Origin of the sequence: Gallaecimonas sp. GXIMD4217 (genome assembly GCF_038087665.1) — a bacterium.
GTDB lineage: Bacteria > Pseudomonadota > Gammaproteobacteria > Enterobacterales > Gallaecimonadaceae > Gallaecimonas.
In genome coordinates, this window is sequence record NZ_CP149925.1 from 3,305,255 (window position 1) to 3,330,014 (window position 24,760).

General features: G+C 61.5%; 14 protein-coding genes and 2 riboswitches. Of the genes, 5 read left to right on the forward strand and 9 right to left on the reverse strand.

Annotation, left to right across the window (positions count from 1 at the left end; translation table 11 throughout):
* Positions 1-97 precede the first annotated feature (97 nt).
* Positions 98-865 carry an AraC family transcriptional regulator gene (locus WDB71_RS15900; RefSeq protein ID WP_341502574.1) on the forward strand — a complete coding sequence of 256 codons (768 nt, stop codon included), beginning with the start codon at positions 98-100 and terminating at the stop codon, positions 863-865.
* A gap of 28 nt (positions 866-893) precedes the next feature.
* Here WDB71_RS15900 and WDB71_RS15905 read toward each other — a convergent pair whose 3' ends face one another.
* The 7 genes from WDB71_RS15905 to WDB71_RS15935 all read right to left on the reverse strand — a co-directional run bounded on the left by WDB71_RS15905 (position 894) and on the right by WDB71_RS15935 (position 8,560).
* Positions 894-1,823, reverse strand: a complete 930-nt coding sequence (locus WDB71_RS15905) for a ParB/RepB/Spo0J family partition protein (RefSeq protein ID WP_341502575.1) — start codon at positions 1,821-1,823, stop codon at positions 894-896.
* A 9-nt stretch (positions 1,824-1,832) separates the two neighbouring features.
* Positions 1,833-2,633 (reverse strand): ParA family protein, encoded by an 801-nt coding sequence (locus WDB71_RS15910; RefSeq protein ID WP_341502576.1) that lies wholly within the window; start codon positions 2,631-2,633, stop codon positions 1,833-1,835.
* A 9-nt stretch (positions 2,634-2,642) separates the two neighbouring features.
* Positions 2,643-3,281, reverse strand: a complete 639-nt coding sequence (gene rsmG / locus WDB71_RS15915) for a 16S rRNA (guanine(527)-N(7))-methyltransferase RsmG (RefSeq protein ID WP_341502577.1) — start codon at positions 3,279-3,281, stop codon at positions 2,643-2,645.
* Entirely contained in the window at positions 3,281-5,170 is a 1,890-nt protein-coding gene (mnmG, locus tag WDB71_RS15920) for a tRNA uridine-5-carboxymethylaminomethyl(34) synthesis enzyme MnmG (RefSeq protein WP_341502578.1), read from the reverse strand. The genes rsmG and mnmG overlap by 1 nt, the downstream gene beginning before the upstream one ends.
* Positions 5,171-5,566: 396 nt before the next feature.
* A complete protein-coding gene (gene mioC, locus WDB71_RS15925) occupies positions 5,567-5,974 on the reverse strand; it encodes an FMN-binding protein MioC (RefSeq protein WP_341504226.1) in 408 nt (135 codons plus the stop codon).
* A gap of 100 nt (positions 5,975-6,074) precedes the next feature.
* Positions 6,075-6,887, reverse strand: coding sequence for a general secretion pathway protein GspB (locus tag WDB71_RS15930; protein ID WP_341502579.1), 813 nt, complete (start codon positions 6,885-6,887; stop codon positions 6,075-6,077).
* A gap of 2 nt (positions 6,888-6,889) precedes the next feature.
* Entirely contained in the window at positions 6,890-8,560 is a 1,671-nt protein-coding gene (locus WDB71_RS15935; protein WP_341502580.1) for an AAA family ATPase, read from the reverse strand.
* 221 nt (positions 8,561-8,781) lie between these two features.
* Between WDB71_RS15935 and WDB71_RS15940 the strand changes: the two genes are divergently transcribed.
* From WDB71_RS15940 to WDB71_RS15950, 3 genes are all read left to right on the forward strand, one after another.
* A complete protein-coding gene (locus tag WDB71_RS15940) occupies positions 8,782-10,083 on the forward strand; it encodes a sigma 54-interacting transcriptional regulator (RefSeq protein ID WP_341502581.1) in 1,302 nt (433 codons plus the stop codon).
* A 161-nt stretch (positions 10,084-10,244) separates the two neighbouring features.
* Positions 10,245-10,430: a hypothetical protein gene (locus WDB71_RS15945; RefSeq protein ID WP_341502582.1), complete on the forward strand. Its 186-nt coding sequence runs from the start codon at positions 10,245-10,247 to the stop codon at positions 10,428-10,430.
* Between the two features lie 335 nt (positions 10,431-10,765).
* Positions 10,766-10,840, forward strand: a riboswitch (cyclic di-GMP riboswitch).
* Between the two features lie 77 nt (positions 10,841-10,917).
* Positions 10,918-13,161: an Ig-like domain-containing protein gene (locus WDB71_RS15950; protein WP_341504227.1), complete on the forward strand. Its 2,244-nt coding sequence runs from the start codon at positions 10,918-10,920 to the stop codon at positions 13,159-13,161.
* A gap of 44 nt (positions 13,162-13,205) precedes the next feature.
* Here the strand turns inward: WDB71_RS15950 and WDB71_RS15955 are convergent, their stop codons facing one another.
* Entirely contained in the window at positions 13,206-16,361 is a 3,156-nt protein-coding gene (locus tag WDB71_RS15955; protein WP_341502583.1) for a hypothetical protein, read from the reverse strand.
* An 875-nt stretch (positions 16,362-17,236) separates the two neighbouring features.
* Positions 17,237-17,311, forward strand: a riboswitch (cyclic di-GMP riboswitch).
* 77 nt (positions 17,312-17,388) lie between these two features.
* On the opposite strand from WDB71_RS15955, the gene WDB71_RS15960 reads away from it, so the two are divergent.
* Complete coding sequence (locus WDB71_RS15960) at positions 17,389-20,202, forward strand: Ig-like domain-containing protein (RefSeq protein ID WP_341502585.1); 2,814 nt, start codon at positions 17,389-17,391, stop codon at positions 20,200-20,202.
* A gap of 50 nt (positions 20,203-20,252) precedes the next feature.
* Here WDB71_RS15960 and WDB71_RS15965 read toward each other — a convergent pair whose 3' ends face one another.
* Positions 20,253-24,581, reverse strand: coding sequence for a hypothetical protein (locus WDB71_RS15965; RefSeq protein WP_341502586.1), 4,329 nt, complete (start codon positions 24,579-24,581; stop codon positions 20,253-20,255).
* Between the last annotated feature and the right edge of the window lie 179 nt (positions 24,582-24,760).

A 24,760-nucleotide genomic window follows, 5' to 3' on the forward strand; every position in this document is an offset into this window, starting at 1 on the left:
GGGCTCGGCTGCAAGGTTACCGATAGCATCGTTGACTTGCCCCCACTGCTTCTTGCTACATTTTTTTCATCTTGCGAGGGGAATTAACAAAATGGCCATGATGGAGCTGAAAACCCGTTTTGCCGAGCAGATCGGCAGCCCCTGGTTCATGAGCGAGCTGTTCGAGCGGCTGCCGGATCTGGCCTTCAGCATCAAGGACAGGCAGGGCCGCTACGTCGCCGTGAGCCGTTCGCTGCTGGCCCGCTGCGATCTGGACAGTCCCCGCGACGCCGAGGGCAGGACGGCGGCCGAGCTGTGGCCGCCGCACATGGCCGAGCGCTACGACAGCCAGGACAGGGAGCTGTTCGCAACCGGCCAGGCCATCATCGACAACCTGGATCTGACCCTGTACCCGGGCAAGGAGCCGGGCTGGTGCCTGACCAACAAGGTGCCCATACAGGGCCGCGACGGCCAGGTGATCGGCCTGGCCTGCCTGTCGCGGGATCTGCCCGAGGTGTCCAGGGCCGGTCTGGTGGACGAGAGGATGGCCGCCACCATAGATCACATCCACCACCATCTCGGCGAGCCGCTGCGGGTGGAGGAGCTGGCGGCCATGGCCGGACTGAGTGCGGCCCAGTTCGACCGGCGCCTGCGCAAGATCTTCCACCTCAGCGCCGGCCAGTACGTGCTCAAGGCCCGCATCAATGCCGCCACCCGGCTGCTGGCGGGTACCGAGCTGTCGGTGGCCGAGGTGGCCCTGGCCACCGGCTTTTGCGATCAGAGTGCCCTGACCCGGCAGTTCGGCCAGATCACCGGCTTCACCCCCAGGAAATACCGGGACGGGGTACGGGCCGGCAGCATTCCCCACCCCGGCCTGCAGCCATAAAAAAGCCCCTGTATTCAGGGGCTTCTTGTTATTCCTGGCTTTCGCCCAGGTGGCTCAATATGCCGTCCAGCTCGTCCAGGGACGAGTAGCTGATCACCACCTTGCCCTTGCCCTTGGCACCCTGATTGATGGCCACCCTGGCGCCGAGGCGCTCGGAGAGGCGAGTCTGCAGCCGCTCCACGTCCGGGTCGACCTTCTTCTCGACCTTGGCGGGCTTGCCTTCCAGCACCTTGCGCACCAGGGTTTCGGTCTCGCGCACCGACAGGCCCTTGTGGGCGACGGCGCGGGCGGTCTCCACCTGCACGTCCCCTTCCAGGGCCAGCAGGGCCCGGGCATGGCCCATCTCGATGTCGCCGTGCTCCAGCAGCAGCTTGACGTCGTCCTGGAGGCTATTGAGGCGCAGCAGGTTGGTGACCGTGGTGCGGGACTTGCCCACGGCGTCGGCCACCTCCTGGTGGGTGAGCTCGAACTCGGTCATCAGCCGCTTCAGGGCCACGGCCTCTTCCATGGCGTTGAGATCTTCGCGCTGGATGTTCTCGATCAGGGCGATGGCCACGGCGGCCTCGTCCGGTACCTCGCGCACCACGCAGGGTACCTGGTCCAGCTCGGCCAGCTGGGAGGCGCGCCAGCGACGCTCGCCGGCGATGATCTCGTATTTGTCCTGGCCTATGGGGCGCACCACTATGGGCTGGATCACGCCCTGGGCGCGGATGCTGGCGGCCAGCTCCTCCAGGGCGTCCGGCGACATGTCGCGGCGCGGCTGGTACTTGCCCGGCTGCAGGAACTCGATGGGCAGGCGGCGCAGTTCCTTTTCCTTGCCGCCTTCGCTTACGGCCTCGACAGGGGCCGGCTGGGTCTGGGGCGCTTCGCGGGCCTCCTCGCGCTGGCGGGCGGCGCCGCTGGTGGCCAGCAGGGCGTCCAGGCCCCGTCCCAATCCGCGTTGTTTCTTGGCTGCCATGGTCATTCCTTACTGGCCGCTGGCCACGGGCAGTTCCGAGGTGTCTTCGTCGTGGCGGCGCAGGATCTCGCCGGCCAGGGCCAGGTAGGCCTTGGCGCCGTTGGAGGCCTTGTCGTAGTACATCACGGGCGCACCGAAGCTGGGCGCCTCCGCCAGGCGGACGTTGCGGGGGATGACGGTGCGATAGACCTTGTCGCCGAAGTGGGCTTTCAGCTGATCGGACACATCATTGGCCAGGCGATTGCGGGCGTCGAACATGGTGCGCAGTATGCCTTCGATCTGCAGCTGGGGATTGACCACGGCGGCCAGCTTGCTGATGGTGTCCATCAGGGCGGTCAGGCCCTCCAGGGCATAGTATTCGCACTGCATGGGCACCAGCACCGAGTCGGCGGCGGACATGGCGTTGACGGTCAGCAGGTTCAGCGACGGCGGGCAGTCGATGAAGATGTAGTCGTACTGGTCCTGGACCTTTTCCAGGGCGCTGCGCAGCCGCACTTCCCGGGCGAAGAATTCGATCATCTTCACCTCGGCGGCGGTCACGTCGGCGTTGGCGGCGATCAGGTGGTAGCCACCGGCGGTCTCGGACACCACCACTTCTTCCACGGGCTTTTCGTCCACCAGCAGATCGTAGGCTGTGTGCTCTACTTCGTACTTGTCGACGCCGCTGCCCATGGTGGCATTGCCCTGGGGATCCAGGTCGATCAAGAGGACGCGACGCTTGGTGGCGGCCAGGGAGGCCGACAAGTTGACACTGGTGGTGGTTTTGCCCACGCCGCCTTTCTGGTTGGCGACGGCAATGACTTTTGCCACGGTCTTCCCTTATCGATTCTGTTTCTGTTGGTATCCTATCGCGAACAGGTGCCGCTGACCATCCAGGCCGGGTACCTGCAGGGGATATTCGGCCCTGAGTTCAAAGGCCTCGGGCAGGGCCTGGAGCTCGCCGTCGGGATACTGGCCCTTCATGGCCAAAAAGACGCCGCTCTCATCGGTAAGATGCCCGCACCAGCTCAACATGTCGTCAATGGAGGCGAAGGCGCGGCTGACCACGGCGGCGTAAGGCGCCTCGGGCCTGTGTTCCTCGACCCGGCTCTGCACGGCGGTGACGTTGTTGATGCCCAGTTCGTGGCAGGTCTGGCGGATAAAGCGGATGCGCTTGCCCAGGGAGTCCAGCAGCACGAACTGGTGATCGGGGTTCACTATGGCCAGGGGCAATCCGGGCAGGCCGGGGCCCGTGCCCACGTCGATGATGGTGCCCGCGGCAGGCAGGTGGGGGCTCACCACCAGGCTGTCCACTATGTGCTTGGCCACCATCTCCCGGGGATCCCGCACCGAGGTCAGGTTGTAGGCCTTGTTCCACTTGTCCAGCTGCTGCACCAGGCGCACCAGCAGGGCGCGCTGCTCGTCGCTGACGTCCAGGCTGGTCTGGGCCAGCAGTTCATCCAATCGGGCTCGCAGCATCAGGCAGACTTCCTCAACAGGCCGTGTTTCTTCAGGTAGACCAGCAGCAGGGAGATGGCCGCCGGGGTGACGCCGGAGATCCTCGAGGCCTGGCCTATGGTTTCCGGGCGGGCGTCGCTGAGCTTGGCCACCACCTCGTTGGACAGGCCCTTGACCTGGCTGTAGTCGAGATCGATGGGCAGCAGGCTGTGTTCGTTGCGCAGGATCTTGGCGATCTCGTCCTTCTGGCGCTCGATGTAGCCGGCGTACTTGGTCTGGATCTCCACCTGCTCGGCGGCCTGTTCGTGGTCGAGGCCGGGGCCGAAACCGTCGATGCTCATCAGCTGCTCATAGCTCATCTCAGGCCGGCGCAGCAGCTCTTCGAGGCTGGCTTCCTTGGTCAGCGGGCTCTTCAGCATGGCATTGAGCCGCTCGGCCTGCTCGCAGCCCGGGTGGGCATAGGCGCCACGCAGGCGCTGGGCCTCCCGTTCGATCTGCTCCACCTTGTCGCTGAACAGCGCCCAGCGGTGGTCGTCCACCAGGCCCAGCTCGCGGCCCTTTTCGGTCAGGCGCAGGTCGGCATTGTCCTCGCGCAGCAGCAGCCGGTATTCGGCGCGGCTGGTGAACATGCGGTAGGGCTCCTTGGTGCCCAGGGTGGTGAGATCGTCGATCAACACCCCCATGTAGGCCTGGTCGCGCCGGGGTGCCCAGCCTTCCTGGTCGGTGGCGAAGCGGGCGGCGTTGAGGCCGGCGATCAGGCCCTGGGCGCCGGCTTCCTCGTAACCTGTGGTGCCGTTGATCTGGCCGGCGAAGAACAGCCCCTTCATGTGCTTGGTTTCAAAGGTGTTCTTCAGGTCGCGCGGATCGAAAAAGTCGTATTCGATGGCGTAGCCTGGCCGGGTGATATGGGCGTTTTCCATGCCACGGATGGAGTGGACTATGGCCACCTGTACGTCGAAGGGCAGGGAGGTGGAGATGCCGTTGGGGTAGACCTCGTGGGTGGTCAGGCCCTCGGGTTCGATGAAGATCTGGTGCGACTGCTTGTCGGCAAAACGGACGATCTTGTCCTCGATGGACGGGCAGTAGCGAGGACCTATTCCTTCGATCACGCCGGCGTACATGGGGCTGCGATCCAGGTTGTTGCGGATCACCTCATGGGTGCCTTCGTTGGTGTGGGTGATCCAGCAGGAGATCTGCTGTGGATGCTGGTCGCGGCTGCCGATGAAGGAGAACACCGGGGTCGGAGTATCGCCGGGCTGTTCGTCCATCACCGAGAAATCGATGCTGCGGGCGTCGATGCGGGGCGGGGTGCCGGTCTTGAGGCGATCGACGCGAAACGGCAGCTCACGCAGGCGCTGGGCCAGGGCATTGGCGGGGGGATCACCGGCCCGGCCTCCCTGGTAGTTGTCCATGCCGATGTGGATCTGGCCACCCAGGAAGGTGCCCACGGTCAGCACCACGGAACGGGCATACAGCTTGAGGCCCATCTGGGTCACCACGCCCTGCACCTGATCGCCTTCAACGATCAGATCGACGCAGGCCTGCTGGAAGATGGTCAGGTTGGGCTGGTTTTCCAGGCTGTGTCGTACCGCCGCCTTGTAGAGGGCGCGATCGGCCTGGGCACGGGTAGCCCGGACGGCGGGGCCCTTGGAGGCATTGAGGGTACGGAACTGGATCCCGCCGCGATCGATGGCCTGGGCCATGATCCCGCCCAGGGCGTCGATCTCCTTGACCAGATGACCCTTGCCGATGCCACCAATGGCCGGGTTACAGGACATCTGTCCCAGGGTGTCGATGTTGTGAGTCAACAAGAGGGTGGTACGGCCCATACGTGCCGCGGCCAGCGCGGCCTCTGTGCCCGCATGGCCACCACCTACAACGATCACATCGAAGCGATCCTGATACCGCATCCCGTCACCTTTTTACGCAAACCAAAGCCAAGAAGGAAAAGCCCTACATTGTAGATCGGAAGCAGGTATCGCTGGAAGTGGATAGGATCGCGGCGGATCCCAGTATTAGATCAAAGATCTTTTTAAAGATCCTTATTGTTTGATCTATTAGATCCTCGTCGATCTGTGGGTAAGCCTAAAAAGCCTATGTATGGCAGGATCTTGGGCGCGATCGCAGCTTGTGGAAAGATCGGGATCTAAGGGGGGATTGCCTGGGATCTAAATGGCGCTTTATCCACAGCACCCAGGAGGAGGTGATCTTATCCTTGGGGAAAAACCAGTTTGTTCACACAAAAGATCATGGTTTATCCACAATAAAAAAGCCGGAGGATCTCCGGCTGTGGAAGACCAAGGTGTTCAGATCCTGTCCAGATGATCCTTCAGCCAGGCCTCGGCGGTTTCTTCCGGCAGGGCCGGATCCTGGACATCGATATCCAGCCTTGGCCAAAGGGGTTTGGCCTGGCAGGCCAGCAGCTGTTGCTCCAGGGTTTTGCCGCCCTGGCAGAAGGTGTCGTAGCTGGAGTCGCCCAGGGCGAAGACGGCAAAGCGCACCAGGCCGAGGTCGGGCTGGCTGGCCAGTTGCTCGGAAAAGGGCTGGATGTTGTCCGGCAGTTCGCCGGCGCCATGGGTGGAGGTGCAGATCAGCCAGGTGCCTTCCCTGGGCAGTTGGGCCAGTGTGGGCTCCAGGTGGATCTGGGGATCGTGGCCCTGGGCCTTGAGCAGATCGGCCAGGGCGTCGGCCACGTACTCGGCGGCGCCCAGCATGGACCCCACCAGGATATGGATCTGAGACAAGTGATTCTCCTGCGAATGCCAGTTTGGGGCCCATCATAGGGGCTGGCCGGTTGGCTGTCAGCCGTCTGGATCAAATGGCCTTCATGCTGAAGCGGTGTTCCTTGAAGCGGAAGATGACGCCCCTGGGGGTGATCTCCTCCAGCAGCAGATCCGGGGTGATCCGCTGGCCCTGGCGGCGCATGCGGCCGTTGATCTTCACCCGCCTGTCTTCGGCCTGCTGGGTATAGATGTGTACCGAGAACTGCAGCGCCGGCAGCTGGCGCTGCACCTCCACCGGCAGCTTGCGCCAGTCCATGATCTGCTCGACGCTGTCCTGCTCCTGCTCCTGCTCCTGCTCCTGCTCCTGCTCCTGCTCCTGCTCCTCGGCAACTTCCATGCTGGCCTGGGGGGCGGGGGCCGTTGTCGGGTTCTGGTCGGGAGCGGCCTGGCCAGGCTCCGGGCTGGGGACTTCCCGGGGGCGCTTGTCGGGGAGGCTGGCCGCCGGCAGGGCCACGGCCTGTTGCGGTGACGTTGTTTCGGCCTGGATTGGGGTGGCGTCCCTTGCCAGCAGGGCCTGCTCCTGCGCCTCGTCGTATTGGGGAGGCTGCACCCTGACCGCCCTGGCCAGCTGCAGCGGATCGTCGCTGCCGGTCAGGGAGAGCAGATCCGGCTTCTGGGCCTGGGGGCCTGCCGTGGTGATCTGGCTGTTATCGGCCCTTGGCCAGTGGTTGGCGCCCAGGTATGCCCCCAAAACAAGCAGCAGCAAACCCAGCAGCCAGGGCAGGCGGCTCGAGCGGGCTTGAGGCGGTGGCGGCTCGGGCTGCTGCCAATGCAGCAGATCCGGCGCCTGTTCCTGGCGCTGTTGCCGCTGGGATTGCTTGAGCACCTCCAGTATGTACGACAAGGTCAGCCTCCTTCCGCCAGCAACAACTGCGGCTGCTGGCCGTCGGCCAGGGTGTTGAGGTGGATGGTGGTCTGCGGGCCGACGACGCCATCGGCCTTGATGCCCTGGCTGAACTGGAACTGGCGGACCTGGCGGACCAGCCGGTCATCATAAAAATAGGTGTCTTCGCCATAGGGGCTTCGCTTCTGCAGGGCCGCCAGGCGCTGATCCAGCCAGCGGATCTGGGACCCGGCGCTGCCGGGGCGGATCGGGCTGTCGTAGCCGGGCGGCATCTGCCAAAACAGGGTGTAGCTGCCCGGCCACCACAGGGCCAGGGCATCCAGCTCCACCTGCTTCATTTCTCCCGCCAGCAGGATCTGCGCCCTGTGCCCGGTCATGCTGAGCAGGGTGACATGGAACTCCTGGCCGTCGGCATTGAACATCTTGAGCACCGCCGGGCGGTTCAGGCGCCGCAGGGAATCGATGTCCCCCTGCTGGAACAGGCAGCCCAGGCCGTGCTCCCGGGCAAACTGGCAGACGATGGGATTGTCGGCCGGCTTGTAGTCCAGGCCCCAGAGCTTGAACAGGGCCCGGTAGGCGATGGCGGCGTTGAGCTCCAGGGGGATGTCTTCCGGCCATTGCCAGTTGGCGGGGTTACTGAGCAGCGGCTCCGGGGCTGGTGGCTGTTCGGGTTCGGGCTGTGGAGCCGGCGTTGCTGGCAGTGCCAGGGGCACGGGCTGGCGGGCCTGTTCAAGGCTCATGGGGGATGTCAGCCAGCTCGGATTGAAGTAAAGCGCGGCGGCAAAGGAGGCGGCGGCTAGGGAAGCACCACCCAGCAGCCATCTCGGCAGGCCAGTACCCGGCTGAGGCCTGACCGGCTTGGCCCTGATGCCGAATACCTCCCTGGCGGCTTTTTCCAGGGTGCTTCTTTTGACCTTGGTATGGCGATGCACATAGGTGCCGAGCAGAGCCCTGTCGCACAGCACGTTGACCAGGCGGGGAATGCCGCCGGTAAGGCGGTGCAGGCGTTTCACAATGGCCGGACTGAACAGCTCCCCCTCCAGGCCGGCGATGCTGAGGCGATGCTTCACATAGGCCTGGAGTTCGGGCTCGGAAAGGGGGCCCAGGTGAAAGCGGGCGGTGATGCGCTGGGCCAGTTGCCGCAGCTCCGGCTTTTCCAGTTTGTCCAACAGCTCCGGCTGGCCAAGCAGGATGATCTGCAGCAGCTTGCTGGTGTTGGTTTCCAGGTTGGTCAGCAGCCGCAGCTGCTCCAGCACGTCGCCACTGAGGTTCTGGGCCTCGTCGATGATCAGTACCGTATGCCCGCCCTGGGCATGGGTCTTGAGCAGGTGCTGGTTGAGGGCATCCACATAGTATTTGAGGCGTTCTTCCCGGTCCGGGTAGGGGATGCGCAGCTCATCGCAGATGGCCTGCAGCAGCTCCAGCACGCTGAACTTGGGGTTGAGGATCACCGCCAGCTCGGTGTTGTCCGGCAGCTGCTCCAGCAGGCAACGGCAAACGGTGGTCTTGCCGGTGCCCACTTCGCCGGTCAGCAGCACGAAACCGCTGTTGTTCTGGATGCCGTACAGCAGGTGGGCCAGGGCTTCCCGGTGTTGCTGGCTCAGGTACAGGTACCTGGGGTCCGGTGCAATGGAAAACGGCGGCTCGCTCAGACCAAAGTAGTTGTTGTACATGGTGGCACCCGGGCGTTCATTTAGCTTAAGTATATTTTTGATTTGCCGGCCTGCCCGGATCGGGCCCTATGCCCATGTGAAGGAGCTGTGATCCAGGGCCCGCGGTCGGCGTTGCCCCTGGACTACACTAGGAAAGTACCAAGAGAGGGATAAAAAGGCTGGAACCCATGAGTGAAGGGCGCAATAACAGCCTCCCGGTTAGGAAGGCACTCTTTCTGGATGTGTCACCGTCTGAACGGCTCCCTGCCCTGGATTTTGCCGGCTGGTCCGTGGACAGGGTCACCGACCCCGGCCTGGCCAAGGAAAAGCTCAGGGAGCAGGAATACCATGTGGGCCTGGCTCACCTCAGCGATCTGACCGATGAGTTGCAGGATGAAATAGAGGAACTGTTCTGCAATGGTCAGAGAACGGCCTGGATAGCCCTGACCCATCCGGAAGACCTCGGTAATCACGACTTCTGCCGACTGCTCTACGAATACTTCTACGACTACTACACCCTGCCCCTGCCCGATAACCCCACCCAGCTCAAGGCCACTCTGGGCCATGCCTATGGCCTGGCCAAGCTGCGCAAGCTCGGTGAGGTGCAGCTGTCGCACCTGGACGAGTGCCAGATGGTGGGCGCCAGCGATGCCATTCGCCATATCTTCCGGCAGATCCGCAAGGTCGCCAACGTGGACGCGCCCGTCCTGATCCGCGGTGAGAGCGGCACCGGCAAGGAGCTGATCGCCAAGGCCATCCACCAGCGCTCCAGTCGTCGCCATCAGCCCTTTGTGGCGGTCAACTGCGGGGCCCTGCCGGATACCCTGATCCACTCGGAGCTGTTCGGCCACGAAAAGGGCTCCTTCACCGGCGCCCACAAGCGCAAGATCGGCCGCATCGAGGCGGCCCAGGGCGGCACCATCTTCCTGGACGAAATGGGCGACCTGCCGCTGGATCTGCAGGTGAACCTGCTGCGCTTTTTGCAGGAAAGCACCATAGAGCGGGTGGGCAGCAACGACAGCCTGCCCATAGACGCCCGGGTGATCGTGGCCACCAATGTGGATCTGGAAAAGGCGGTGGAGCAGGGCCGTTTCCGTGAAGATCTCTACTACCGCCTCAATGTGCTGCGCATCGAGGTGCCCAGGCTGGCGGATCGTAACGGTGACATAGAGCTGCTGGCGCGCTTTTTCTTCCAGAAGTTCAAGCTGGACAGCAATGTGCTGGCCAAGGGCTTCAGCCAGCGTGCCATCCACGCCATGAACCACTACAGCTGGCCTGGCAATGTGCGTGAAATGATCAACCGTATCCGCAGGGCCCTGGTGATGAGCGAGAACCGCCTGATCACCCCGGAAGATCTCGGCCTCAAGGCCAGCGACAGCCGCACCGTGGTACCGTCCCTGGAAGAGTCACGCAACCTGGCGGAGAAGGAGGCCATTCTGGGCGCCCTGTCGTTCTGCCAGAACAATATTTCCGAGACGGCCCGCTGCCTGGAGGTGTCGCGGGTGACCCTTTACCGGCTGATGGACAAGTACGAGATCCGCTGAATCTGTAAAGCTGTATCAGCACTGAAACAAAAAAAGCGGCCCTGGCGGCCGCTTTTATCTTGTTTGCCTTGGAGATCAGTACCTTGTCTAACTGGCACTATGCTTGCCTCGATCTTCTGTGGATGTCGTAACGAGAGATCACGCCAGTGGCACGGAGTCAATTGCACCATATAGAACTCAACCCTGGCGCCAGGGAGCGATTCCGGCAGCAGGCGGCCTGTACCCGTCGCCTGCTGTACGGCGCCGCCCTGGCCAACCACAGGGACCGCCTCAAGCTCCTTTACGGTGAGCAGACCGTCGTCCTGTGGGACGAATGCTGTGGCCGTTGTCACCATCCCCTGGACTGATAGCCGGATTGTGAGCCTCTTCTCAAAAGGCGAACTTTTGAACAAAGGTAGCCAGGCTAGTGGAGCCATCAGTCTTGCTACCGCAATCCCTAATAAACTCATTCTGTTAGCGCTGCTTTTGCCCTGCAGGGTTAGTATTCACTAGTCGACACTGCCCTTGGGCAAGCCCGCCCTGTATATTTTTCATTCATCTTGGCCGTGATAGAGTGCCGGTCCGCTTCGAACAAAGAGGCGGTATAAGGTCGCTTACGGCAGGACGAGTCGATGTGTATCGACCGGCCGTATGAGCCGACAGGATGTAGCGCAAGCGCCACAGATTGACCAAGAAAGATCCTCTCCCGAAAAGGCAAACTCCGTGTAAGCGGAGGGCGCAAAGCCATGGGTCCCACGTGGACAGCCAGGCTGCCGAAAGAGAGAATCCCGTCAATGGGCCGGCGCCTGTTTGAGGATCTTTCCCCTGTATTTTGGAGGAAGACCCTTGAAAGCCGTGCCGACTCACAAGAACAAGATCCTCGCCGCCCTGGGGCTGAGCACCGCCCTGCTGGGCCCATCTTATGCGGCCGTAACCCCGGCCTTGGGCGAGGAGCGAGTCCTCGTCATGATGGTGAACTTCCAGGACGATCCCGACAACAAGCCCTGGTCAATGGACGAGATCCAGAAGGCGGTTTTTCAAGATACCAGTGATTTTTATCAGGATGCCTCGGCCAACCAGCTATGGCTCAGTGGCGATGTCAATGACTGGCATACGGTGTCGTTGGACAGTACCCAGTGCGATATCAATGAACTGGCGTCTCAGGCAAACGGCCAGGCCTTATCGAATGGCTATGATGCCGCCGACTACGATCTGGTGATCTATTTCCACCCCAAGAATGCCTGCGGCTGGGCCGGTCAGGGAACTGTCGGTAGCCATGGCCGCCGAGTGTTCATGAACGGCTCCAAAGGCCTGGGCACCCTGGGCCATGAGATAGGTCACACCTTTGGCTTGCGTCATGCCCATGGTTTGGATTGCGGCGATCAGGTGACTGAGGGGAATTGCCGCAGCTTCGAATACGGTGATCTGTACGACATCATGGGTACTGGGGTTGCGTATCTGTCGGTCTTCAACCAGGAGCTGCTCGGTTGGCAGCCTGATGTCCAGGTCGCCACCAATGGCCTTTACGAACTGTCCCCTTTTACCAGCGATACCGGTCCCGTTGCTCTGAAAGTGCCAGCCGGCGTGGATGAGCAAAGTGGTGCTCAGCGGTGGCTTTATCTCGAATATCGACAAGCCGATGGGTATGACGCCTGGATGGTGGAACGGACAACAGCAACGTCCGGCATCCTGGTACGTAGTGTCGTGGAAGGCGACGCCAACAGCAGTATGCTGTTGGATATGACGCCGGGGTCCGATTTGATCCGAGACTTCAATGATGCGGCCCTGGTCACTGGCCAGTATTATGTCGATCCCCAGTCCGGTGCCAGCATCAGTGTCGAATCCGTCTCGGCGACGGGGGCCACCGTCTATGTCAACGCATCCGAGCCGCAATGTGTCAGCATGCAGCCCAGCCTTGCCCTTGAACCAGCGGTAAGCGACGCCCTCAATGCCGGGGCCAGCTACACCTACCAGGTGACTGTGGCCAATAACGACGATACCCAGTGCCAGGCAAGGTCCTTCGCGCTTTCAAGTGAGCTTCCTGCCGGCTGGTCCGGGAGCTTTGCAGCCACGAATATGACGTTGGCGCCTGGTGAGTCGACCACTGCCAGCTTTTCCGTCACTTCAGACCGTCAGGCTGGTGCAGGCGACTACGAGTTGCTGATCGAGGTCACGTCCGACGGCAAGTCCACCACTGCTCCGGCGACCTTTGTCGTGGTGGCAGAAAACAGTGTGCCAATGGCATTGAATGATGAAGCTGCGACCGGCTTTGAACAGCCGGTTACCATTGCGGTGCTGGCCAACGACAAGGATCCCGACGGCGACCCCCTGGCCGTGACCGCTGTGAGCGGTGTCAACGGCAGTGCTCGCATCAACAATGACGGCACCATTACTTTCACGCCCGCGCTTGGCTTTAGTGGCTCCGAGGTATTCAATTACAGCATTTCCGACGGCCGTGGTGGCAGCGCCTCGGCGCTGGTCACGGTGACTGTTGCCGAACCGGCCAACCAGGCGCCCAGAGCGGCAAACGACGAGGCCAGCACCGGCCATGGCCAGGCCGTGACCATCCCGGTGCTGGCCAATGACAGCGATCCCGACGGTGACAGCCTCACGGTGACTGGGGTGACCGGTGTCAATGGCGCGGCGGTGATCAATGAAGACGGCAGCATCACCTTTACCCCGGCCAGCGGCTTCAGCGGCACCGAAACCTTCAGCTACCAGGTTGCTGACGGCCGAGGCGGTCATGCCACTGCCGGCGTGGCGGTGTCCGTTGCAGCACCTATCAACAACGCGCCGATAGCCATGGACGACCAGGCCAGCACCGATGGCAAGTCCACCCTGGTGATCCCGGTGCTTGTCAATGACTACGATCCCGAAGGCGATAAGCTGCTGATCAGCGGCTATACCCAGGGCAGTAAAGGGACGGTCAGCCTGGGAAGTAATGGAACCCTCGTCTACAATCCGGGCCGCAAGTTCCGGGGTAGCGACAGCTTCAGCTACCAGATCACGGATGGTGAACTAAAGGCTACGGCAACTGTGACTGTCAGCCTCCAGGCCGATGGCGGAGGTGGCAAGGGCGGTAAGGGCCGGAACAAATAAGGAAACGGCGGGGATATCCCCGCCGTTTTTACTTAAGTACGTTATTACTCCGTGTCATGGGGTGGGCACAGTGGGCATTCAGCAGTGGCCGTTCTGGGACCCGGGTCGGGTACCTCGTTGGCTTCGCCTATGGGAATACCGCTTAGCTTACCAGCGCCATCGGCGGTGGCGGTATTGCTGAACTCGACGGTGCTTGGTGCGGTCAGCCAGCCCAGGATAGACAAGCCATCGGGCTTGTAGGTCTGGCGGAACTGGACGGACTCGCCGATACCCAGTGAGCCAGTGCAGGACGCATCCGTGCTGTCCGTCTTGTCTTGGCAGACGAACTTGGCCGATTCTCCAGCCGGGATCACCTCCATCAACATGGCAACTTCCGAATCGGAAAGGGTGACCGGGTCGAGATCCTCATCGCCGGTATTGGTTACCGTGATGATGTTGCCAACCCGGACCGCCACCATGCCGTCGACGATTTCCAGGATAACACCGGAACCATCAGTGTTTTCACCGCCCAGCTCGCTGTCGCAGATCTTGGTGATGCTCAGATCCGGATGGAGCTGGAGCTGGCAAGTGGCGGTGGCAGTGCCCGACTCAACCGCATCACTCTGTGCTTCCTCCGTAAAGGCCGCGGTGCCGGTGGCAAAGATGGTGTCTTCATGGCTGGTTTGGCTGGTGGAGGTGAGCGTATAGGCAAAGGCCAGTTGCTCACCCGGCTTCAGGTCGTCGCTGCCGAGACTGAATGCGGGTTCGCCACCGTCGATAATGCCATCCTTGTCGCTGTCGTAAACAACGGTAAAGTCATTTACGTTCAGGGTGTCGTCCACCAGGTTGACAGCCTTGAGCAGCACATTGCTGGCGCTGGTGGCGGTACCGACGATTTCGGCCCTGAAGGTGTCGCCACCGTCCAGGAAGGCCTCGCAGCTCTTGGTGACATTGAGACCCAGGATTACCTCGGCTTCGCACTCGGCATCGCCGGTGTCGCTGGCATCATCCTGGGCACCGTCATCGTCGAAGTAGCTGTCGGCCTTGGCGGTGATGGTGTCGTCATGGGCGGCGCTGGTTGCGTTTGCTACGGTCAGCTCTGCCATGTAGCTGAAGATCTGCCCGGGATTCAGCTCGATGGAGCCGTTGCTGCCTGACTGATCCGTTTCATCGGTCAAGTCGCCGTCGTCATCGGTATCCACCAGGATCTCGGTGATGGTGGCGCCTTTGCTGTCTACCAGCTCCATGTTGACCAGTCTGGTGTTGCCGGTGTTTGAGCCTCCGCCGGTGATGGTGATCAGCAGATCGGTACCTTCGCCGTCGTCTACCACGGCCGCTTCGCAGTTCTTGTCGACCAAGATCGACGGATTATGGGGGGCGTCACAGTTTGCGCTTGCTGTGTCCTCGGCATCGTCCTGTGCACCGTCATCATCGAAGACGCTGTCGGCCTTGGCGGTGACGGTGTCGGAATGGCTCAGGGTGGAGCCATCGGATGACGATGCATCTTCCAGCAGCAGCTCGCCCTCGTAGCTGAAGATCTGTCCTGGGGTCAGCATGATGGAACCGTTGCTGGCGGACTGATCCGTTTCATCGGTCAGGTCGCCGTCGTCATCGGTATCCACCAGGATCTTGGTGATGGTGGCGCCTTCGCTATCCACCAGCTCCATGTTGACCAGCTTGACCTGGCCATCATTGCTGCCGGTACCGCTGATGAGCACCTTGATGTCGGTACCATTGTCCTGGATGGTGGCGCTGTCGCAGCTCTTGGTCACGGCGATGCCGGGCAGGCCCTCCAGGGTACAGGTCGCATCGGCTTCCCTGGTCAGCTCCAGCTGTTCGCTGTCTACCAGGCGGGCCTCGGCAGTGACGGTATCCTCAAAGGTGGCGATGCCGTCGCCTTCAAAGACGGGGTCGTCCACCGTGTAGGAACCCTCATAGCGGAACTTCTGTCCCGGACCCAGGATGAAGGTGGCGACACCATCGGTGATGTCTTCCATGGCCTCGTTGGGGAGATCGTTGGCGTCGGCGCAGGCCTTGGCCATGGCGGGATCGCCTTCTTCCTCGTAGAGGCAGACGTCGCCGATGTCATGCTCGCCATCGCTCAGGGTGATGTCGAAGGCCAGGCTGCCGGTGTTCTCGATAACGCCACTGAAGTTGACGATAACGGCGCTGGCGTCTTCATTGAAATCGGCGTCGCATTGCTTGGCGAGCGCCAGATCGCAAAGCGAGAACTTGCCCAGGGCCAGATCCTTCAGCTGCGCCCGCACGCTGTGGGAGGAGCGGGTGCTCATCAGGAAGCTGGAAAAGCAACCGGCGTCTTCCCCGAGCAGTGCTGACAAATTGAAGCCGCCTTCCAGGAAACTGGTGGCGGGGAAGTCGTCAATGTCGATGCCGTCGGTTCCTGTTGGGTGTGCCGGATTGACCGCGGGGTCGGTATCGGGCGGGAACTTGGACTGGAAGCCCCAGGAGTCGGGTGACTCCGTGGCCACCAGATTCATGGTGCCGCAGGCGTCATCTGCTCCGCCACTACAGGTAGCCGAAGCCAGTGTGGCAAGTTGGCAAAGGTTATCCTTGGGTGGGAACAGGCTGAAGCCCATGCCGGCCGGGCACTCTATGGCTTTTTCGGCATTGCTGAGACCGCCGACCCACTTGAACACGTTCATGGTCACCACGGTACCGCCAACGGTGGTATCGGCCTGAACCAGGATATCGCCGACCTGGTGTTCGGCCAGGATCACGTCTCCGCCCATGTCGGTATCGCAGATGCCGTCATCATTATTGTCAACACCGAAGACGCCGTTGCCTCTGGAGTCGGTACAGAGAATAACGTTGTCCTTAAACAGCCACATGCCGGCTGCCGCCGAGCCGTTGGGCGCAAAGAGGGTGCCGAAGAAGGTAATGACCAAGTCATCCGGTGTGGCGGCATTCATATCGCTGTCGACGTTATAGGCCGCAGCACCCACCGGCAGCAGGTCATCCTTGTCGGGCACGGTACCGGTAGTCCATTTCCACTGGCTGACGTCCAGATCGTCCTTGGAACCGCCGCCGGTGTAGATATCATCTATGCCAGAAACGCCATCCGGATCTTGTACGAAGGTATGGGCTTCCGAGTTGCCGCCGGTGTGACCGTCGGTCGGATCATGATCGCCGTTGGCGCCGGCTTCAGGGCCCGTTACGTGACCGCATGAAGCCCAGTCGCCAGTGCAGTTGTCGCTGCCCATGGGGTCATCTATTTTGCCCCAGTCATCTGGAATTGGTCCCGGTACGAGCAGACTGCTCTCGTCTATGGCGTTACCGCCTTCCACGCCATTTTCCAGTTCAAAGAACCCCAGGCTATGTACGGCCAAGGCCGTAAACACCGCCACTGTCGTGAGGGCCCCTAGGCCCAAGGCAGCAGCCTTGGCCCGTCCCAATTGCTTCTTCATCTCCCACCTCCGTCGCCCCTTGGGGCTGGGTGTGGGTGGCTACCTCTTACGGCCGGGGCCGTTTCGCCACCCTGCATGAACGAACGGAGCCACGCCCGTGGCTCCTGTCAGGTGGCCAAAGAAGAGCAAGGCCTGTGCCGCATATCTATATTTTTGATTTTTAAGGGATTGCCGGATTTTTCTGATGGTGGAAGGGAGGCCAAATGTAACTTTGGTGAGACAGCGATAACGAGGTTTTCATCTAAGTTTTTGTTTTACCTTGGCTATCCAGGTCAAAGCCACTGTTTCATCTCCTTAACGGTGCCTTGCCGGTAGGAGGCGTCTGCTGCCGTGCCCGTTTGGCCCACCTGTGAGCGACTTCGCAAAATCGCCAGTTGAGCAAAAAAGTGCCAATGGTGTTTCTGTGACGGCTGTAACTGGTTTTGCTTAATCAACTCAGTGGCTTATGCATAACGGGCTCTGCAAGGTTAGTGTTCACTTGGTGACACAGCTGTTTTAGCCGCCCGTCCTGTATATTTTTCGTTCATCCTGGCCGTGGTACAGTGCCGGTCCGCTTCGAACAAAGAGGCGGAACAAGGTCGCTTACGGCAGGACGGGTCGATGTGTATCGGCCGGCCGTATGAGCCGACAGGACGTAGCGCAAGCGCCACAGATTGACCAAGAAAGATCCTCTCCCGAAAAGGCAAACTCCGGGTAACCGGAGGGCGCAAAGTCATGGGTCCCACGTGGACAGCCAGGCTGCCGAAAGAGAGAATCCCGTCAATGGGCCGGCGCCTGTTTGAGGATCTTTCCCCTGTATTTTGGAGGAAGACCCTTGAAAGCCGTGCCGACTCACAAAAACAAGATCCTCGCCGCCCTGGGGCTGAGCACCGCCCTGCTGGTAGCCGCCCCCGTTTCCGCCCTTCCCCAGCACGCCCAGGCCGCTGCTCAGCAGTCCCAGAGCCAGGCCGCCCAGCACACCCAGGCGCTGATAGCCCAGGCCAAGAACTGGCAGAAGGCCAAGGGCGCCAACAAGGCCAAGGCCTATGCCAGGCTTGAGAAGCTGGCCGAAAAGCGCCTGGCGCTGCTGAAAAAACTGGCCGAAAAGCACCCGGACCAGGTGCTGGCGGTGGCCATACCCGAAGACAAGCAGGACCTCTTCCCGCCCAAGGTGCTGGCATTCATCGAGCAGCAGCTGGAAGTGGAAGGTGAGCTGAGCCTGCTCTTTGCCGACGACTTTGAAAACCCCGTCAACAGCCGCCTGGAAGTGGAACTCAAGACACCCTTCGGTGACACCCTGGCCATCAAAGGGGCCGGCCGGGACCAGGCCCTGCAGCATGGCCTGCAGGTCCGGGCCAAGGGCGTCCTGCTGGCCAAGGGCGAGGAAGAGGGCCAGGAGGTCCTGGCGGTGAATCCCGACGACATCCTGTTTCTTGGCGCAGAAAACAGCCCCAGCTACGGCACCACCCCAGGGGCGCCCGCCAACACCTTTGGCGAGCAGCGCACCCTGGTGATGATGGTCAACTTCCAGGACGACCGCAGCGAGCCCTATACCAGGGCCCAGGTGGAAGCCAACTTTGACGAGGTTGATGCCTTTATCCGTGAAGCCTCCTATGGCCAGGCCTGGATGAACACCACTGTGACCAATTGGTTACGCTTGCCTATTTCTGGAAGCACCTGTGACCGCAGCCTGATTGTTCAGGAAGCGGAAAAGGCTGCAGCAGCGTCCGGCTTAAAGGTTTCTGATTTCGATCGCCTGGTTTACACCTGGCCCTATGTTTCCAGCTGTGGTTTCAGCGGTGTCGGCAGTGTGGGCGGAAGCCCGTCAAGGGCCTTCTTTAACGGCATAGATGTGATCAGCCTTTCTCAAACTGCCCATGAAATAGGCCATAACCTGGGCCTGCAGCATTCTCATGACCTGATGTGTAACGGCGAAACACTTGGGGATAACTGCAGTGTGAGGGAATATGGTGATGGTGCAGACCTGATGGGGTCAGGAAAAGGACACTTCAATGTGCACCAGAAGGACCGTTTAGGCTGGCTGGATGGTCGGATCCAAACGGTGACCAGCAGTGGCAGCTACCGGATAGCGCCCCAGGAGTTCGATGCCAGTGCGCCCCTGGCCCTGAAGGTGCTTAAGGGGGTTAATAGCAGCCTGTACAATACCAATGACTGGTACTTTGTCGAATTGCGGCAACCGGTAGGATTCGACTCTCCGCTGGGTAACTATTCGGACTTACATAACCTTACCGATGGGGTGACCATTCATTCCGGTAATGAGCGCTATGGTCACACCAGTTATCTGTTGGATATGAACCCGGGTACCAGTACGTTCTCCGATGCCGCTCTAGAAACGGGGCGGGACTATGTGGATAACGATGCCGGTGTCGTGATCAGCACCCAGTCCGTGGACGGCAGTGGCGCCGAGGTCTATATCGAGGTGGCCGGCGGTGGCGAGCCGGTCTGTACCAGCGCCTCACCCAGCCTGTCGGTTACGCCCGGCCAGAGCCCGTGGGTGGCTGCCGGTACCCAGGTGAGCTACCAGGTGACCCTGACCAATAACGACAGTGCTGCCTGCAGCAGCCGCAGCTTTGCCTTGAGCGCCGCCGTGGCCAGTGGCTGGAGCCGGTACTTTGGCAACAGCGCGCTGACCTTGGCTCCTGGCGCCAGTGCCAGCACCAGCCTGAAGGTGACATCGGCCAGCACCGCGGCAGACGGCTTCTATGACGTGAACGTCAGTGGCGGCGGCGCCAGCCAGACCGTGATCTATGTCGTGGACAGCCCCGCCGGCAACAGCGCCCCCGTGGCCCAGAACGACAGCGCCACCACCGATGCTGGTCAGGCGGTGACCATCAATGTGCTGGCCAACGACAGCGATCCGGATGGCGATACCCTGACCGTCACCTCCGTCAGTGGTGTCAACGGCAGCGCCAAGATCAACAGCAACGGCAGCATCAGCTTTACCCCGGCCTCCGGCTTCAGCGGCACCGAGACCTTCAGCTACAGTGTGTCGGACGGCAAGGGCGGCAGCGACTCTGCGACTGTGACTGTGAATGTGCTGGCCGGTAACAGCGCCCCGGTGGCGGTGAACGACAGTGCCAGCACCCAGGCGGGCCAGAGCGTCACCATCAAGGTGCTGGCCAACGACCATGACCCGGACGGTGACAGCCTGACCATCACGGGCACCAGCGGCGTCAACGGCAGCGCCCGCATCAACAGTGACGGCAGCATCAGCTTTACCCCGGCCAGCGGCTTTAGCGGCACAGAGACCTTTAGCTACAACATCTCGGACGGCAAGGGTGGCAGCGCCAGTGCCAGCGTCAGCGTGACCGTGGCGCCGGCCGAGCCGGCCAATGAGGCACCGATGGCCCTGGCCGACAGTGCCAGCGTCAGCGGCGGCAGCGTGACCATAGCGGTGCTGGGCAACGACTACGACCCGGATGGCGACACCATCAAGGTGGTCAGCGTGACCCAGGGCAGCAAGGGATCGGTGCGCATCAACAGCGACGGCAGCGTTACCTATACGCCTGGCAAGCGCTTCAAGAATGGCGACAGCTTCAGCTATACCATCAGCGACGGCGAGCTGACCGCAACGGCCCAGGTTTCCATAGGTTCCACCAGTTCCGGTGGCGGCAAGGGCAGAGGCAACAAGCACTGATAAAGAAAAGGGCGCCTGACGGCGCCCTTTTTATTGCGTTGCATTGCCTCCTATTGGGGGTCGCCCAATTCACCACCGGCGACGGTCAGCAGGCCGTAGGAGTCACCCACATCCAGCGGTTGAGAGCAGGAAGTGTGGAACTCTACGGTCTGGATCAATTCGCCGGTCTCGGCATCGTAGATCCTGAACAGGGAGGTGGGCGGAACCTTACTGCCATCGGCGCCGGTGTAGGTGAAGGTATCACCCACCATCAGCGTACCAGTGGTAAGGAGCAGCTGTTCCTTATTACCCCTGTTGTCATAGACCTCGATGTAGACCTCCTCGGGCACATAGGCTGGCGGATCCGGATCTATGGTCACGTCACCGGAACCCAGTTGCGGGCCGTTGGAAGCCGGATCGCCGTCGTAGCGGATCTCGAGCTCCTTGGGCCGGCCGAAGTTGCTGATGAAGTTGCCGTCCTCATCAAAGGTGCCGGGACAGAACTCGATCTTGGCATTGACGAAGCGGCAGAAGGCGAAGTCATCGCTGGCCATGGTCAGCGTTGCCTCGCGCAGGTCCAGGTCAATGGACTGGCCGGTCAAGCTCTGGCCCGTTGCCGCGGCACATTGCAGGTCTACAAAGGCCGCATCGGTCGGCATCAGCTCGGCGACGTTCACTTCCACCGTCTGGGTCACATCAGGCACGTCAACCGTGAGTTCGACCGTTGTCGCAAAGGCCTCTGTCGGCATCGCAAAGGGCGAAGCCGCATTTTGGCCAGCCACGGGCAGGACGGGGGTCAGGGTTTCGTCCCAGGCCAGCCCAGGTACGTCGACGATGTTGCTGCTGTCATAGAAGAAGGTCAGCCCTTCGGCATTCTCAAGCACCTTCTCTACGACCAAACGAGCCGGGTTGGGTGGGAACACGGGACAGGTATCGTTGTCCATGGCCATGGCCTGGTTGGGCCAGCCGTCAACCTGATAGGTTGCCACTACCTTGTTGCCGTAGCTGCCTTGAGCAAGACCAGAGGTGGATTGCACCACATTGAAGCTGCAGGATGCACCTGAGGCCAGGCTGGCGCAGCTTGCCTCGACACCGGTCAGGTCGCCCAAGCCGGGCCACGGTAATCCTGAGAAGTCGTCGCTGTCGATGATGGACAGCACATTCAGGGCTGGCGTGTCGGCCGAGCTGGTGTTGGTGATGAGGTAGCTGTAGGTAATGTTCTGACCAATGAACACCCCTGTGATCGGATCACAATCGTTGGACTTGTCGACCGTGATGCTGGGCTGGAACAGGTTGACGCTGTGGCCGTCACTGTCGGTGAGCACATTGGCGAAGCCAATGGGGGAACAACTGACCTCGGCAGTGTTGACCACGGGGTCGGGATCGCCGGCCAGGACCACGCGAGACGCGTTGATCACATGCTGAGCGCCGGACGCCAGAGTGGCGGACTGACTGACGCCCAACAGGGTGTCGGTGATGGTGCACTCGAGGTCTGGGGTGTCAGCGGAGCTGGTGTTATCCAGGGTGATCACGTAATCGACGCTGTCGCCGACCTTGGACAGGGTGTCGCCGGTCTTGTCGAGGGTGATGCTGGCCTGGAACAGCTGGACGCTGTGGCCGTCGCTGTCGGTGAGCACATTGGCGAAGCCAATGGGTGAACAGCTTGCCTCGGCGGTGTTGAGCAGGGGATCGGGATCACCGGCCTGGACCACGCGAGACGCGTTGATCACATGCTGAGCGCCGGACGCCAGGGTGACGGACTCGCTGACTCCCAGCAGGGTGTCGGAGATGGTGCACTCGAGATCTGGCGTATCGCTGGAGCTGGTGTTATCCAGGGTGATCACGTAATCGACGCTGTCGCCGACCTTGGACAGGGTATCGCCGGTCTTGTCGAGGGCGATGCTGGCCTGGAACAGGTCGGTTGAGTGGCTGTCGGAGGCATCCAGGACATTGGGGAAACCATCCGGCGAGCAGCTCAGGTCGACGGTGTTGACCAGGGGGTCGGGATCGCCGGCCAGCACGGTGCGGCTCGGTGTCAGCACGGTATCACCCAGGGGCAGCGTGCCACTGAAGACCACGCCAAGCAGCGAGTCGGTAGCGGTACAGGTCAGCGCCGGGGTATCGGCAGAGCTGTTGTTGCTGAGGGTGATGCTGTAGTCGACATCATCGCCGACCTTGGACAGCGCGTCCCCTGTCTTGGCGGCAGCAATGGCCGGCTGGAACAGGTTGGTGCTGTGCATGGCGGAGGCATCCAGGATATTGGGGAAGCCATCCGGCGAGCAGCTCAGGTCGACGCTGTTGACCAGGGGATCGGGATCGCCGGCCAGCACGGTGCGACTGAGGTTGAGCACGGTATCACCCAGGGGCAGCGTGCCGTTGAAGACCTCGCCAAGCAGCGAGTCGGTGGCGGTACAGATCATGGCCGGGGTATCGGCTGAGCTGTTGTTGCTGAGGGTGATGCTGTAGTCGACGTCGTCACCGACCTTGGACAGCGCGTCCCCTGTCTTGGCGGCGGCAATGGCCGGCTGGAACAGGTTGGTGCTGTGCATGGCGGAGGCATCCAGGACATTGGGGAAGCCATCCGGCGAGCAGCTCAGGTCGACGGTGTTGACCAGGGGATCGGGATCGCCGGCCAGCACGGTGCGGGAGCGGTTGATCACGGTATCACCCAGGGGCAGCGTGCCACTGAAGACCTCACCAAACAGCGAGTCGGTGGCGGTACAGGTCAGCGCCGGGGTATCGGCAGAGCTGTTGTTGCTGAGGGTGATGCTGTAGTCGATGTCGTCACCGACCTTGGACAGTTCGTCCCCTGTCTTGGCGGCGGCGATGACCGGCTGGAACAGGTTGGTGCTGTGACCGTCGGAGGCTTCCAACACGTTGGGGAAACCGTCCGGCGAACAGGTCAGGGTAACGGTATTGACCAGGGGGTCGGGATCGCCGGCCTGCACGGTGTAGCTGGGGGTCAGCACGGTATCACCCAGGGGCAGCACATCGTCGAACACCACGCCAAGCAGCGAGTCGGTGGCGACACAGTGCAGGTCCGGGGTATCGGCTGAGCTGTTGTTGCTGAGGGTGATGCTGTAGTCGACGTCGTCGCCGACCTTGGACAGGTCATCGCCGGTCTTGTCCACGGCAATGGCCGGCTGGAACAGGTTCAGGCTGTGGTCGTCTGAATCCGTAACATCCGTGCCGTCCAGGGCGGCGGCATTGTCATAGGTGGCCGTGACGATGTTGTCGTAGGGGTCGGAAGCGCCTTCCGGGATGGTGTGCGCCACGCTGAAGGAGCAACTGCCGCCGGGTGCCAGTGGGTCACAGCTGCCCGGTGCGTCGCTGGTGATATTGCCCAGCTTGTCGTCGATGATGGATTCCAGGAACAGGGTGATTTCACCGGTGTTGGTGATCATGAAGTCATAGGTGACCTCATCGCCGATCTTGGCCAGCTCTTCACCGTCCTTGACGACCTCGATGCTGCAGAGATCGAAGCCGCCCTGGGCGAAGTCCTTCAGCTCACTGTTGAAGGACTGCGAGGAACGGGTCTTGGCCTGGACCGTGCTGAAGCAGGGGGTGACCCCCAACAGCTCGGTGACGTTGACGCCGATCTCGGTAAAGGCGTTCTGTTCCAGCTCGGTGACCACGGCGCCGTGCCTGTCGTAGCTGTCCCAGGGGCCGGTGTCGATGGTGGTGGCGTTGTTGAAGGCGCAGGCGGTGTCGGTCATGTCGCAGCCTTCACCCTGCAGCTCCTCGACCAGCACGTACTCGGAGCCATCCCAACGGCGGATCTCGACGAAGCCGAGGCTGCCGCCCCTTTCGAAGTCCATGACCAGCAGCAGGTCGTTGACCGCTTTCTCGCCGACGAATTCGCAGGGCGGATCGTCATCGGCGCCGGCACTCAGGTCGTCGCCACAGGGGGTTGCCTTATCCAGGGCAATGCCGTCCTGGTTGAACTCGAAGTCCACGTGGCTGTCGCCATTGGGCGCCAGCCTTTCCAGGCCGGCGTAGAGGATGAGGTCGCCGTCGATGAACTTGCCGTAGAAGTAGACGTTGGAAATGTCGTCCTTGGGTGGGTTGTTGCCGGTATCCCACCTCCAGGTGGAAATCAGGTCGTTGTTCTTGTTGGATGTCGCAAAGGTGGTGTCATCCACAGCGCCCTTGGCGGAGAGGTCATCCATCAAGAAGGTGCCGACGCCGCCGAAACTGTCGTTGAAGTTACCATTGGCGTCAAAGATTTCGGCCCAATCGGGTGGTGCGCCGCCAACGTCATTGACGATGTTGGCGTTTTGTGCACCATCCGAGGTTGGACCGAGCTCGAACTCGTCTGTCATGCCGGTGTGAACGGCCATGACCGTCAGCATGACCACCAGGGTCGTGCCGAACAGTGCGCCCAGGAAGAAGGACGTCACCTTAAAAAACGATGAGAACGGTCGCATGTCTCACCTCCCTGGTACCCACGCTCAAGTGGATACCTGTTGGTTGAGGAAGACGTCTTGCAAGGATGGGAACCATTGCCTGGCAAGACGTAGTCCCTGGTTAGCTGTGTGATTCATGGACAATGCTCCCGGCGGGGAGGGGTACCCGCCGA

What these genes read in the sequence shown, in the direction of transcription:
- mnmG (WP_341502578.1), bottom strand. Translation starts at nt 5,170, where the DNA reads ATGCGGTATCAGGATCGCTTCGATGTGATCGTTGTAGGTGGTGGCCAT.
- WDB71_RS15905 (WP_341502575.1), bottom strand. Translation starts at nt 1,823, where the DNA reads ATGGCAGCCAAGAAACAACGCGGATTGGGACGGGGCCTGGACGCCCTG.
- WDB71_RS15900 (WP_341502574.1), top strand. Translation starts at nt 98, where the DNA reads ATGATGGAGCTGAAAACCCGTTTTGCCGAGCAGATCGGCAGCCCCTGG.
- WDB71_RS15955 (WP_341502583.1), bottom strand. Translation starts at nt 16,361, where the DNA reads ATGGGCAGCGACAACTGCACTGGCGACTGGGCTTCATGCGGTCACGTA.
- WDB71_RS15935 (WP_341502580.1), bottom strand. Translation starts at nt 8,560, where the DNA reads ATGTACAACAACTACTTTGGTCTGAGCGAGCCGCCGTTTTCCATTGCA.
- rsmG (WP_341502577.1), bottom strand. Translation starts at nt 3,281, where the DNA reads ATGCTGCGAGCCCGATTGGATGAACTGCTGGCCCAGACCAGCCTGGAC.
- mioC (WP_341504226.1), bottom strand. Translation starts at nt 5,974, where the DNA reads ATGCTGGGCGCCGCCGAGTACGTGGCCGACGCCCTGGCCGATCTGCTC.